The organism is Streptomyces sp. TLI_053, from assembly GCF_900105395.1.
Classification (GTDB): domain Bacteria; phylum Actinomycetota; class Actinomycetes; order Streptomycetales; family Streptomycetaceae; genus Kitasatospora.
The window spans coordinates 8605806-8618737 of record NZ_LT629775.1 but is presented as its reverse complement, the minus strand read 5'-3'; the positions used below and the strand labels follow the sequence as shown (position 1 = coordinate 8618737).

Here is a 12932-nt window from a genome sequence, read left to right as displayed (position 1 = left end):
AGGCCAAGGCCAAGGCCAGGACGACATTCCGCAGCGAAGGACACCGCGATGAGCAAGAACACGATCCCCACCACGATGCGAGCGGTGGCCTACCGCGCGAGCCTGCCCGTCGAGAACCCGGACAGCCTCCAGGACGTCGAGCTGCCGGTGCCGCAGCCCGGCCCGCGGGACCTGTTGGTCCGGGTCGAGGCGGTGGCGCTGAACCCGGTCGACCACAAGGTGCGCCGGAACGTCGATCCGCAGGGCGACTGGAAGGTGCTCGGCTGGGACGCCGCCGGCACGGTGGTCGCGGTGGGTTCCGCGGTCGAGCTGTTCGAGGTCGGGGACGAGGTCTACTACGCCGGGGCGATCGACCGCCCGGGCGCGAACGCCGAGTACCACGCCGTGGACGAGCGGATCGTCGGGCGCAAGCCCGCCACGCTCTCCTTCGCCGAGGCCGCCGCGCTGCCGCTGACCGCGCTGACCGCGTGGGAGGGCCTGTTCGAACGCCTGGGCCAGGGCGCCGTCGCCCCCGACCGCAGCGGCACCCTGCTGGTGACCGCCGCCGCGGGCGGGGTCGGCGCGATGGTCTCCCAGCTGGCCCGCGCGCTGACCGGGCTGACCGTGGTCGGCACGGCCTCCCGTCCGGAGAGCGCGGAGTTCGCCCGCCGGATGGGCGCCCACCACATCGTCGACCACCGCGAGCCGCTGGCCGGGCAGCTGGCCGAGGTGGCCCCGGACGGGGTGGACCTGGTGTTCAGCACGGTCGGCACCGACCGCAACCTCCCGGCGTACGCCGAGGCGCTGAAGCCTTTCGGGGCGATCGTGGCCATCGACGACCACGACTCCCTGGACATCGGCGTGCTCAAGTCCAAGAGCATCTCGTTCCACTGGGAGCTGATGTACACCCGCTCCCTGCACAGCACCGCGGACCTGGCAGCCCAGCACCGCATCCTGGACCGCGTGTCCCGACTGGCCGAGGACGGCGTGCTCGCCAGCACCGCGACGACCGACCTCGGCCCGGTGAACGCGGCCAATCTCCGCGAGGCCCACCGCCGCCAGGAGTCCGGCACCACGATCGGCAAGACCACGCTCACCGGCTTCGCCCGATGAGCCCGAGGCAGCCGCAGCCGCCGCACCTGTTGCGCCCGTTGAGCCCGTTGAGCCCGTTGAGCCCGCCCCACCCGCTGCACCCGCGCGGTGGCCGCCGCCGCTAGCACGGCCGGAACCCGCGGACGCGCGCGGCGCCCCCCGCGACGCGCCCACGAGGAAGCCCCGGCCGCCCCCGGCCGGTGGTGGCGGGGACAGTCGGGGTACGGGGCCGGGGTCACCGCACGGTCGTCCGTGCGGTGACCCCGGCGCGGCGCGGCCCGTGGTCGCGGCCCGTAGGCGGCAGGGCGGCCCCGCCCGCTCAACTCCCGGCGGCGATCCGGCCGTAGTCGATCCAGCCGGGGTTGTTGTGGCCGTCGCCACCGTTGTTGAGGAAGGCGGTGGTGGGGCCGGTGGTGACGAGGTAGTCGGCGTGGCCGTCGGCGTCGATGTCCGCCAGCGCCACGGCGCTCTGGTCGGTGGTGAGACCGGACGCGGTCCGTCCGTGGTCGCTCCAACCGCCGTGGTGGTCACCGCCCTTGTTCAGGAAGGTGGTGATCGATCCGTCGGGGTTGACCACGTTGTAGTCGACGCGCCCGTCACCGTCGAAGTCGGCGAGGCGCAGTCGGCTGCGGTCGGTGGTGAGCCCGCCGGCGACCCGGCCGTTGTCCACCCAGCCGCCGTGGCCGTCGCCGCCCCGGTTGAGGAAGACGTTCACGGCGCCGCTGTCGGCGAGGGTGATGTAGTCGGTACGGCCGTCGCCGTCGAAGTCCGCGAACGTCACCTGCGACGGATCGGCGGTCAGGCCGGAGGCGACCTGGCCCAGGTCGCTCCAGTCCCCGTGCCCGTCACCACCCTTGTTCAGGAACACCCGCACCGAACCGTTGGCATTGATCAACAGGTAGTCCGCGCGCCCGTCACCGTCGTAGTCCGCCAGACGCACCCGCGCACGGTCGGACGTCATCCCGGTCGACACCTGACCCAGATCCCTCCAACCCCCGTGCCCGTCACCACCCTTGTTCAGGAACACCCGCACCGAACCGTTGTCGTTGAGAACCACGTAGTCCGCACGACCGTCACCGTCGAAATCCGCCCACCGCACCCGCCCCGCACCACCCGACTCCGTACCGGCGTGACGCGTGGCCGCCGGGGCGGCCAGGACGTCGGTGAAGGAGCGGTCCAGAGCCTGGTCGAAGGTCTGCGCCATTCGCTGGTAGCCGGAGTCGTTGGGGTGCAGTCCGTCGGCGAATTCGGCCGGCGTCAGCGCGGGCGCGGCGGTGTAGCGGACCTTGCGGCCCTGGGTCTGCTTCGTCTCGACGGCCCGGCTCAGCGCAGTGTTGTAGTCGGCCACCAGGGCGGTCAGGTTCGGTGTGGTCGGAATCAGGCCCATCACGAGGACGCTGACACCGGGACGGGCGGCGAGGACACGGTCGATCAGTGCCGAGGTGCGGTCCGCCGCGTGGGCCTTGTCGGTACCCCGGTCCAGGTCGTTGATGCCGATGTGCAGCAGGACGACGTCCGGCTGCGCGGCCTGGAGCCACCCGTCGACCCCGGCCGCGATGTCGTTGACCATGTACCCGCTGTGGCCCTCGTTGTCGGGGTCGGTGACCGCGCCGTTGTGGTTCGATCCCACCAAGTCGACGGTGTAGCGGTTCTGCTGGGCCACCAGGTCGCCGAGCGGGCCGCGATAGCCGGCGTCGGTGCTGCTCCGGTACCCGGCGGTGATCGAGTCACCGAGCGGCATCACCCGGAGCAGCGGGGCCGGTGCGGGTGCCGTGGCCGAGGCCGTGGGGGCGGTGGCCGCGATCGCCGCCACCGCGCTCGCGGCGGCCAGGGCGAGTCCGAGGGTGCGCTTCACAGGATTCCTTCTTCCTTGCTGGGGTTCGTGACTGCGGTTCGTGGCTGGGGTTCGTGACTGGGGTTCGTGGCTGGGGTTCGTGGTGCCGGTCAGTGGTGCCGGTCGGTGGTGCGGGGGCGGGGTTCAGGCGCCGGCGGCGATCTGGCCGTAGTCGATCCAGCCGGGGTTGTTGCGGTCGTCGCCGCCGTTGTTCAGGAACGCGGTGGTGGGGCCCGTGGTGACGAGGTAGTCGGCACGGCCGTCGCCGTTGATGTCCGCCAGCGACACCGCGTTCTGGTCGCCGGTCAGACCCGTGGTGATCTGCGCCCGCAGCGTCCAGCCACCACCGGTGTCACCACCGTGGTTCACGTAACTGGTGATCGAGCCACCGGGGTTGACGATGTTGTAGTCCGCACGACCGTCGCCGTCGATGTCGGCCCACTTGACACGGCTGCGGTCGGTGGTGACACCACCGGCGACCTTGCCGAGGTCGCTCCAACCACCGACACCGGTGTTGCGGAACACACCCACCGCACCGTCCGCCTGGGTGACGACATAGTCGGTGCGCCCGTCACCGTCGAAGTCCGCGAACGTCACCTGCGACGGATCGGTGGTCAGGCCGGAGGCCACCTGACCCAGGTCGCTCCAGTCCCCGTGCCCGTCACCACCCTTGTTCAGGAACACCCGCACCGAACCGTTGGCATTGATCAACAGGTAGTCCGCGCGCCCGTCACCGTCGTAGTCCGCCAGACGCACCCGCGCACGGTCGGACGTCATCCCGGTCGACACCTGACCCAGGTCACTCCAACCCCCGTGCCCGTCACCACCCTTGTTCAGGAACACCCGCACCGAACCGTTGTCGTTGAGAACCACGTAGTCCGCACGACCGTCACCGTCGAAATCCGCCCACCGCACCCGCCCCGCACCACCCGATTCCGTACCGGCACCGCTGGGGTACGGGTTGGCGTGGTCGGTGGCCAGACCGGTTCCCGGAGCGCAGCTCCACGCGCCGGCGCCCTGGTCGGCGAGGATCTTCTCGGCTATCAGGATCTGCTGTTTCTTGGTGGCGAGGTCGGGGCGGGCCGCGTACGCGGTGCCGCCGTAGTACTGCCAGTTGTGGAGGTTGATCTGCAGGCCGCCGTAGTACGTGCCGCCGGTGTTGATGCTCCAGTTCCCTGTGCTCTCGCACTGGGCGACCTTGTCCCAGGTGCTCACGGAGGCGGCCGAGGCCGTCGGGGCGCCGATTGCGCAGGCCGCGGCGGCGGCCAGGACGACGAAGGAGAGCGGGGGACGACGGCGCGGCTTCAATGGAATCACTCGTTTCGGTAGCGCGGACGGTCAGGGGGGTGGGAGGGGCGCAGCGCGTTCGGTGCGCTGCGCCCCGGGTCATTGCGGTTCGTGGCTGGGGTTCGTGACTGGGGTTCGTGACTGGGGTTCGTGGTGCCGGTCAGTGGTGCCGGTCGGTGGTGCAGGGTGCGGGGTTCAGACGCCGGCGGCGATCTGGCCGTAGTCGATCCAGCCGGGGTTGTTGCGGTCGTCGCCGCCGTTGTTCAGGAACGCGGTGGTGGGGCCCGTGGTGACGAGGTAGTCGGCACGGCCGTCGCCGTTGATGTCCGCCAGCGACACCGCGTTCTGGTCGCCGGTCAGACCCGTGGTGATCTGCGCCCGCAGCGTCCAGCCACCACCGGTGTCACCACCGTGGTTCACGTAACTGGTGATCGAGCCACCGGGGTTGACGATGTTGTAGTCCGCACGGCCGTCGCCGTCGATGTCGGCCCACTTGACGCGGCTGCGGTCGGTGGTGACACCACCGGCGACCTTGCCGAGGTCGCTCCAACCACCGACACCGGTGTTGCGGAACACACCCACCGCACCGTCCGCCTGGGTGACGACATAGTCGGTGCGCCCGTCGCCGTCGAAGTCCGCGAACGTCACCTGCGACGGATCGGCGGTCAGGCCGGAGGCGACCTGGCCCAGGTCGCTCCAGTCCCCGTGCCCGTCACCGCCCTTGTTCAGGAACACCCGCACCGAACCGTTGGCGTTGATCAACAGGTAGTCCGCGCGCCCGTCACCGTCGTAGTCCGCCAGACGCACCCGCGCACGGTCGGACGTCATCCCGGTCGACACCTGACCCAGATCGCTCCAACCCCCGTGCCCGTCACCACCCTTGTTCAGGAACACCCGCACCGAACCGTTGTCGTTGAGAACCACGTAGTCCGCACGACCGTCACCGTCGAAATCCGCCCACCGCACCCGCCCCGCACCACCCGACTCCGTACCGGCGGAGGCGCTCGCGCCGGTGATGTTGTTGTAGCGGAGACCGAAGTAGCCGCTGGCCGGGTGGCCGCCGATGTTGCCGCCGTAGATGGAGGCGGTGCCCTTCTGCATGTCGTTCACCTTGCTGGACTCGGCGATGTAGGCGAAGGTGCCGGCGGACCTGTCTATCCAGCGGTCGAACAGGACGATGTGGCCCGAGCCGAGGATGTTGCCGTCGTGGGGGTCGTTGTCGAGGGCGTCGCCGGGCTGGAGGTCGGTCAGCGCGACGCGGGTGGTCAGCGACCGCACGTCGATGCTGTCGGTGTTCTCGCTGGAGGCCAGGTGCCAGGCCATCGAGACGAACCCGGAGCAGTCGGTGCGGTAGTAGCGGCCGCCGACGTCGGTGGCCGAGGCGTCCTGGTCGTACTGGACATTGCGGTTGTACCAGTCGTTGGCACGAGCGAGTACCTCGCTGCGGGTGATCTGGCCGCCCACCGAGGACGCCGCCTGGGCGGTGGTGGCGGTGGCGACGGTGACCGCGGTGGTCGCGATCGCGCCGGAGGAGGCGACGGTGGCGGCCAGGGTGAGCCGGACGAGCCTGGAGCGGAGGGAGGAAGGCATGCGGAAACTCCTTGGGTCGGGTTCGGGTGGTGACGTGGCACGGCGGGCGCGCGGGGCGGCCCGGCGGGTGTCGGCGGACGGCTGTCCTGCAGGAACAGCGGTCGGTGTGGAACAGCCGGGGCGAAGGCCCCACCGGCGGTCCGGTGGGCCGATGACGGACGATCAGCTGGTTTCCGGCGCCGGCGGGTGGTAGCGGCGGGAGAGCAGGGGTGAGGCGCGGTGACCCCGGGCGATCAGGGTGTGCGCGGAGGCGACGGGGTCCGACGGGCCGTCGGCAGTGCGGCGGGTGAGGAGGTAGAGCAGCAGGTCCACCCGGTCGTCCTGGGCGCGGGCGGCGATGTGCTGGAGCCCGTCACCGGGCCGGGCGTGGGCCCACAGGATGCCGACGACCTCGCTCGCTTCCTGCGACGCGACCGCACCGCGATCCCTGCGCCGCAGGCTGGCGTGGACGACGTCCAAGGGGGTCAGCCCCAGCCGAGGCTGCCGTCGGCCGGCACGGTGCCGCTCGGGGAGGGCGCAGCGGCGGCGGGTCCGGAGGTGGCGGCGGCAGCGGGGCCGGAGGCGGCGGGAGCGAGAACGGCCGGGGCCGCGAACAGGGCGGTGAGGGCGAGGGCGGTGACCGCGACGACCTTGACCAGGTGGCTGCGCATAACGGTGATTCTCCTGAACGACTCGGTTGGGCAACGGAGTTCCGGTTCGGCGTCCCGCGGTTGACGCTCGTTCCGGTTCGCCGTCCGGTCGGTTTCTCCGGCGGCGATCACCAGCTTGGCCTGTCACGGGGCCCCACCGGAAGGCGCTCCGGCTGTCGCCAACCGGACTGTCCGACATCGGACAATCAGTCATAGACATGTCAGAATCTTCGACGCGGCCGGCTCCCCCAGCAGGGGACACAGAGGGGAATCCGCTGGTCAAACCGGTGAAAGCCGCCGCAGCCGGGACAGGTCTGCCCTTGTGTGCAACTGCGCCCCGCTGAAATCATCAGTGCCGTTTCGTGCACCGTCGTGCATGTCCGCCACACGTTTCCGGGGGGAACCATGTTGGAGGCACTCGGCCTCTCGTCCACTGCCTGTCAGGTCTACCGGGCCATGCTCGACCACCCGACGGACGACATCGACACCCTCGCCGCCCGCACTGGCCTCACCCCCGGCCGGCTCCACGACGCCCTGGACGAACTCGGCACCCTCATGCTCATCCGCGCCTCCGCCGAACACCCCGGCCGGATGCGCGCCGTCGACCCCGCCATCGGCCTCGCCGACATCGTCGCCCGCCAGGAAGCCGACCTCGCCGCCCGCCAGGCCGCCCTCGCCGCCTCCCGCGCCACCGTGACCCGCATGGTCGCCGACCGCGCCGAACACCACACCACCCACGGCGAACGCCTCCTCGGCCTCGACGCCATCCACCACCGCCTCGAACACATGGGCCGCACCGCCACCCACGAAGTCCTCAGCAGCCAACCCGGCACCCAACGCCCCGAAGACCTCGCTGCCTCCCGCCCCGCCGACGCCCAGGCACTCACCCGCGGCGTCGCGATCCGCACCCTCTACCAGGACTCCAACCGCCACCAGCCCCACGCCGCCCACTACGCCCACTGGCTCCTCGGCCAGGGCGGCGAAGTACGCACCGCCCCCACCGTCCCCCAACGCGTCGTCATCGTCGACCGCACCCAGGCCCTCGTCCCCATCGACCCCGACAACACCCGCAAAGGCGCCCTGCACATCACCGAACCCGGCATCCTCAACGCCCTCCTCGACCTCTACGAACAGGCCTGGAACACCGCCGTCCCCCTCGGCGCCACCACCCCCGACGACCCCACCACCGGACTCACCCCCACCGAACGCCACCTCCTGCGCCTGCTCGGCACCGGCCTCACCGACGACACCGCCGGCCAACGCCTCGGCATCTCCTCCCGCACCGTCGGCCGCCACATGGCCGCCATCATGGAACGCCTCAACGCCACCAGCCGCTTCGAAGCCGGCATCAAAGCCGCCCAACACGGCTGGCTCTGACACCCGCAACCCGCCCACCCGGCCACGACCGGGCGGTGCCGGACCGGGCACCGCGCCGACCCGGCCGCACCTGGTTGTGCGTGGTGGCGACGCGCAGCGGTGACCGGTGCGCCGGGAGGCGGCCACTGCCGCCCCCGGCGCACGACGACAGGGGCTGCTCACGCGTCGGGGTGCTCCGGCAGGGCGAGCCGGTCCGGCCAGGAGAGGTCCCGGCCGAGGCAGCGCGCGGCCGGGTCCCCGGCGGCCCGCGGACCCGGGGCCGGCCCGGTCGGGCAGGGGTGCTGCCCCAGGGGTGCACTTCCGGGGACGGGAGCGGCGGGTAGCAACGGTGTAGGGAGAGAAGGCAAGGCAGCGGTAGGCGACCGGGAGGGTCAGTGCGCGCGAGGGCGGACAATCGCAGCGGGAACGGCGGCGAGCGGGCCGGCGGAGGTGACCGCAAGGCCCGGGAGACGCCGATGAGCGGGCCCCCGGCGGAGGTGATGTCCCCGGAGCAGGTTCGTGAGCTGCAGCGGAGCATCGGCAACGCGGTCGTGGCCCGGATGGCGCGGGGCGGCCGGGACGGACAGAGCGGGCAGGGCGAACAGGGACCGGACCCCGTCCAGCGGTCCGGTGTGCACGAGGTGCTGCGGGAGGCCGGGCGCCCGCTCCGAGGGCCGGTGCGCGAGGAGATGGAGGGGCGGTTGGGGGCGGACTTCTCCGACGTGCGGCTGCACACCGGCGCCGCCGCCCAGCGGTCCGCCGCCGAGATCGGTGCACGGGCCTACACGTCCGGCCGTCATGTGGTCATCGGGCACGGGGGCAACGACCGGCACACCCTCGCGCACGAGCTGACCCATGTGATCCAGCAGCGGAAGGGGGCCGTCGCCGGTACCGACCGCGGGGACGGCCTGCGGGTCAGCGATCCCGGTGACTCCTTCGAGCGCGAGGCCGAAGCCAATGCGCGACGGGTGATGGCCCGCCCGCCCGGCCGGGCGGAGGCGGTCCAGCGGGCGGAGCCGGTCCAGCGGACGGAACCGGTCCAGCGGGCGGAGCCGGGCCACGGCCCGGGCGCCGCCGGGCCCGCCATGCAGCGGAAGCTGGGGTTCGAGACGGAGATCGACATGCCCGTCGAGAAGTCCGGCGGCGCGACGTACGAGGGCGACACCGACCTGGCCGAAAGCACCGCGGCCGACTTCAAGCTGGTCTCCGACAAGCGGTCGCTGCGCAACGGGGGCGACTACTCGAACCTGGAGTTCGTGACCGGAGCGGTCGCGGTCGTCGGTACCGGCAGCGAGTCCGGGCCTGCGGCCCTCGACCGGATGGTCGACGAGATCAGGACCGTGCGCGAGGCGTTCTACCGGCAGACCGGGAAGACCCCGCTGGCGGGCATGGGCCTGCAGCTGGAGATCCTGCCCGCGGGGGAGGACGCCCGGATCGCCCCGGACCTCGACTTCCCGGACTACGCCGGCGCCCCGGGCATGGGCGACGGCCTGTTCGTCCACTACTCGGTCGGTGTGCCGCTCGCCGGGATGCCGCTGTTCTTCGACCACCTCCGGGAGGCGGCACCCCAGGGCCCGGGGGTGCCGCTCCCCCGCGCCCGGTTCCGGCTCTCGCAGTCGAAGACGTTCGCCGCGCAGGTCGTCGCCCGGTACGAGCGGGGCCAGGAGTCGGCGCGCAAGCGCAAGCGGCTGGAGACGGACGCGCTGGACGGCTACAGCCAGCTGTTCTTCATGCAGGTCGCGGCCATGGCCGACTACCTCGCGCAGGACGAGGACCGGGGCCAGATCAAGAACCTGACGGTCGTGCTGTCCCGCTCTCAGCTCACGGACGTCCGCGCGCTCCTCGACCCCGGGTTCCAGGAGTTCCTGTCGGCCGACAGCGAGGCGATCGTCGACCTGCTCGCACAGTTCCAGGAGGATCCCGGCGACGGCAGCGCGAACCTGGAGTTCCGCGACGAGGCCACCCGGGAGATCGACGGCCTCCCGGTGTCGCTCCTCGGCTTCGCCGAGTCGACGCTGAAGGGCGTCCCCCAAGTCCCCCAGCAGAGCGTGTTCGGCGGCATGAACCAGATCGCCCCGCACGAGGAGGAGGGCGCCATGATGGTCCCCTTCGAGATCCGGACCATGGGCTCCCTGATGAAGACCTGGGACGAGCTCAAGGCCGAACTGCGGGACCTCGCGAACTGGGCGGAGGAGGCGTACCGGCACGACCGGTCGCTCGCCGGCGACTCGGCCCGCCGGCGCGCCGGTTCGTGACGCGTCCCGGCATCCGACGAGGGCCGGCCCGTGTCACGGGCCGGCCCTCGGTGCTCACCGACACTCCTGGACGGCCGCCGTCCCGGCCCGTCGGCACCCGAACGGTCGGTCGGACGCCGGGAGGGATCGGATCCAGCCTTATTTGAAGGTCCGTCAGGTTCACATTCGAACGCCCGGCCGGAGCCGCCCGGGGCCGCCGAAATGAGGATGTACGGTCACCTGCACGTCGCCCTCGCGGCGTCCGAACCGTCGTTTTTCAGCCGGAATGACTCAGGCTCACCTTTTCTCACGGGACAACCTGACAGACGATGCGTGTGCATCTGTTCACCTGAGGTCGCTCAACACGCCGCTCACGTTGAGGACCTCGTGGCACTCCTGGGCCTGCACGCCAGTGGCCGGAGTGCCCGGCTTCGCACAGGTCACCTGGACCGTCACGGTCTGGTTCTCAGTGATCCTGATGGGGGTGACCCAGTGGTAGTCCTGGTTACGGAACGTCTCCAGCGCGATCGTCGTGATCTTGCGGTCGCCGAAACCGATCGTCACGACGCCCTCGTCGCCCTGGAAGTTGGCGACGACGATGTCCGTGATCCCGAACGCCTTGCCCACGGGCACGGTGTAGGTGCCGACCTTGGTCTCGCCGGCGGCCGTCGTCTGGTCGACGGTGGCCGAACTCTGCTGTCCGCCACCCGATCCGGCAACGACGCCGCCCCCCGTTCCGGTTCCGGTGCCGCTTCCGGTACCGGCGCCGCCCGCGCCCGCCCCGGGCAGGGCACTCCCGGCCCCGGCGGCCGGCAGCCCGGTGCCCTGCCGGCCGGAGCCCGCCGCCGGGGTCCGGCCGTCGGCCGGCGCTTCGGTGGGGGTCGGAAGCTGCTGCTGGACCGCCTGGTCGGCGGCCTCCTTCGCAGTGCTGCGTACGGCGGGACGCACCAGCAGGAACCAGGCCAGCAGCAGCGCGAGAAGCGCCGCCAGGACCGCCAGCAGCCAGGTCGGGAAGATCGGTATCTGGACGAACTCGGCCTCCGACCGCGGCTGTTCCCGGTCGTCCCCACGGACGTCCCCACGGGCATCCTCACCACCGCCGTCGGCCCGGGCTCCGGCCTTCGCCGCATCCGCCGACCCGGCCTTCGCGCCGGGCTCCGTTCCGGCCTTCGCCACGGCCTTCGCCACGGTTTCCGCCACGGTGACGGTGAACGGCCAGGTCACCGGCTTCCCGAACCACACGGGCTTCCCGGCGCGGACCCGCAGCGCCACCTCCACCGACTCCCCCGGCTCCAGCGTCGGAGCCGCGGGGCGGACGTCGAACTTCAGGTCCTCGCCGGGCTGGTCCGGGGTGAATCCCACCCGGACGGGCCGGTTGCCCTCGTTGTGGACGGCGACGCGGAAGCGTCCGCGCAGCCAGCCGCGGCGGCGCCTGGGAGTGCTCGCGGCCCGGAGCTGCCGGAATGCCTCGACCCGCACGGTGGTCTCGGGGACCTTGACCGCCTCGGGGTGCTCGGTGGGCAGGACCCGTACGGCCAGCGGCACCTCGCCCGCCCGCACCCGCGGCGAACGCGGCGGCGCCAGGCGGATGGTCACCGTTTCCGAGGTTCCGGGGTAGAGGGAGACCCGGTCGGGCTCGACCGTCGTCCAGGCAGCGCAGTCACCGACGACTTCCAGGCGGTACGCCTCGACGATGTCGCCGTCGTTGCGAACGGTCAGGCTGGTGGTCGCGGTACCGCCCGGCGTCACCGTCACCGACGGGATGTCGAGGCCGGGCGCGCCGGAGCCGGGAGCGGCTGCTGGAGGGGTAGAGGGAGTCGTCACGCCGCGACGCTACGCCGCCGCCCGGCCCGCCTCCACAGGCGCGGGGGCAAGGCCAGGGCAGCCCCGATGCCCCGAAGAACCCACCCCAACTCCCCTGCCCAGCGGCTTTGTTGCCCTTAGCACCCGCAGTACACCCCTCATACGCATCACGGAACAGGTACGCCTCATGCTCCACACCGACCTCATCGGCACCGCCCACCCGTCCGGCAGCGGTGCCGGTACCGGCACCGGTACCGGCACCGGCACCGCACGGCCGAGCGTCCCGCCCCAGGGCCGAGCCCCGGGCCGCGGCCCGGCGGCCCACGGCCCGGCCCACGCCCGGGCCGCGCACGACGCGGCGGCCGGCGAGCCCGGCGGGCGGGTCACCGTGGCCGTGTACGCCTCGGACCCGGTCCTGCACGTCGGGATCGTCCAACAGCTGCGCCAGCGGCCCGAGGTGGAACTCGTCGACGACGCCCACGCGCACGAGGCGCGGGTCTCGCTCGTCGCCGTGGACAGCGTGGACGACGAGACGACCGCTCTGCTGTACCGGCTGCGCCACAACTCCGCCACCCGCACCGGGCTCGTGGTCGGCACCTTCGACTCGGGCGACGCCCTGCAGCGCGCCATCGAGTGCGGGGTCACCGCGGTGCTGCGGCGCACGGAGGCCGACCAGGACCGGCTGCTGCGGCTGGTCCTGGCGATGGCCAACGGCGAGGGCGTCCTGCCCGGCGACCTGCTCGCGAAGCTGCTCGACCATGTCGGCAGCCTGCAGCGGTCGGCCCTCGACCCGCACGCCGCGTCCCTGTCCACGCTGACCCCGCGCGAGGCGGACATGCTGCGCCTGGTGTCGGAGGGCCTGGACACCGCGGAGATAGCGCGCAACACCTCGTACTCCGAACGGACCGTCAAGAACGTGCTGCACGAGGTCATCACCCGGCTGCAGTTGCGCAACCGCTCCCACGCCGTCGGCTACGCGCTGCGCAACGGGCTGATCTGACCCGGCTGATCCGACCGGGCTGATCCGACCGGGCTGACCCGACCGGACCGGCCGCGCCGGGGGAAGCACCGGCTCCGGCAGCGGTACCGGCAGCGGCACCGGCTGCCCGAAAGCGCAGCCGGTGCTTC

10 protein-coding genes are annotated in these 12932 nt (G+C 72.0%); 4 read left to right on the top strand and 6 right to left on the bottom strand.

What is annotated here, in order from left to right:
• Positions 1-48 precede the first annotated feature (48 nt).
• Positions 49-1092, top strand: coding sequence for a zinc-binding alcohol dehydrogenase family protein (locus BLU95_RS35895; protein ID WP_093863659.1), 1044 nt, complete (start codon positions 49-51; stop codon positions 1090-1092).
• A 298-nt stretch (positions 1093-1390) separates the two neighbouring features.
• Here BLU95_RS35895 and BLU95_RS35890 read toward each other — a convergent pair whose 3' ends face one another.
• The 5 genes from BLU95_RS35890 to BLU95_RS35870 all read right to left on the bottom strand — a co-directional run bounded on the left by BLU95_RS35890 (position 1391) and on the right by BLU95_RS35870 (position 6432).
• Positions 1391-2926 (bottom strand): FG-GAP-like repeat-containing protein, encoded by a 1536-nt coding sequence (locus BLU95_RS35890; protein WP_093863658.1) that lies wholly within the window; start codon positions 2924-2926, stop codon positions 1391-1393.
• A 123-nt stretch (positions 2927-3049) separates the two neighbouring features.
• Positions 3050-4213, bottom strand: a complete 1164-nt coding sequence (locus BLU95_RS45325; protein ID WP_286158603.1) for an FG-GAP-like repeat-containing protein — start codon at positions 4211-4213, stop codon at positions 3050-3052.
• A gap of 174 nt (positions 4214-4387) precedes the next feature.
• Positions 4388-5782, bottom strand: a complete 1395-nt coding sequence (locus BLU95_RS35880) for an FG-GAP repeat domain-containing protein (protein ID WP_093863657.1) — start codon at positions 5780-5782, stop codon at positions 4388-4390.
• Positions 5783-5944: 162 nt separating this feature from the next.
• Positions 5945-6241, bottom strand: a complete 297-nt coding sequence (locus BLU95_RS35875) for a hypothetical protein (RefSeq protein WP_093863656.1) — start codon at positions 6239-6241, stop codon at positions 5945-5947.
• Positions 6242-6246: 5 nt separating this feature from the next.
• Positions 6247-6432 (bottom strand): hypothetical protein, encoded by a 186-nt coding sequence (locus BLU95_RS35870; protein WP_093863655.1) that lies wholly within the window; start codon positions 6430-6432, stop codon positions 6247-6249.
• A gap of 384 nt (positions 6433-6816) precedes the next feature.
• On the opposite strand from BLU95_RS35870, the gene BLU95_RS35865 reads away from it, so the two are divergent.
• Positions 6817-7788: a LuxR C-terminal-related transcriptional regulator gene (locus tag BLU95_RS35865; protein WP_093863654.1), complete on the top strand. Its 972-nt coding sequence runs from the start codon at positions 6817-6819 to the stop codon at positions 7786-7788.
• A gap of 455 nt (positions 7789-8243) precedes the next feature.
• On the top strand, positions 8244-10022 hold the full coding sequence (locus tag BLU95_RS45675; RefSeq protein WP_107452636.1) for an eCIS core domain-containing protein: 1779 nt from the start codon (positions 8244-8246) through the stop codon (positions 10020-10022).
• Between the two features lie 324 nt (positions 10023-10346).
• Here the strand turns inward: BLU95_RS45675 and BLU95_RS35855 are convergent, their stop codons facing one another.
• Positions 10347-11765, bottom strand: a complete 1419-nt coding sequence (locus tag BLU95_RS35855) for a COG1470 family protein (protein ID WP_093865381.1) — start codon at positions 11763-11765, stop codon at positions 10347-10349.
• A 226-nt stretch (positions 11766-11991) separates the two neighbouring features.
• On the opposite strand from BLU95_RS35855, the gene BLU95_RS35850 reads away from it, so the two are divergent.
• A complete protein-coding gene (locus tag BLU95_RS35850; RefSeq protein ID WP_231978054.1) occupies positions 11992-12804 on the top strand; it encodes a helix-turn-helix transcriptional regulator in 813 nt (270 codons plus the stop codon).
• Positions 12805-12932 lie beyond the last annotated feature (128 nt).

Bases quoted from the DNA above. Each gene is read 5' to 3' on its own strand.
- BLU95_RS35895 (WP_093863659.1), top strand. From the start codon at position 49: ATGAGCAAGAACACGATCCCCACCACGATGCGAGCGGTGGCCTACCGC.
- BLU95_RS35850 (WP_231978054.1), top strand. From the start codon at position 11,992: ATGCTCCACACCGACCTCATCGGCACCGCCCACCCGTCCGGCAGCGGT.
- BLU95_RS35880 (WP_093863657.1), bottom strand. From the start codon at position 5,782: ATGCCTTCCTCCCTCCGCTCCAGGCTCGTCCGGCTCACCCTGGCCGCC.
- BLU95_RS35865 (WP_093863654.1), top strand. From the start codon at position 6,817: ATGTTGGAGGCACTCGGCCTCTCGTCCACTGCCTGTCAGGTCTACCGG.
- BLU95_RS35870 (WP_093863655.1), bottom strand. From the start codon at position 6,432: ATGCGCAGCCACCTGGTCAAGGTCGTCGCGGTCACCGCCCTCGCCCTC.
- BLU95_RS45675 (WP_107452636.1), top strand. From the start codon at position 8,244: ATGAGCGGGCCCCCGGCGGAGGTGATGTCCCCGGAGCAGGTTCGTGAG.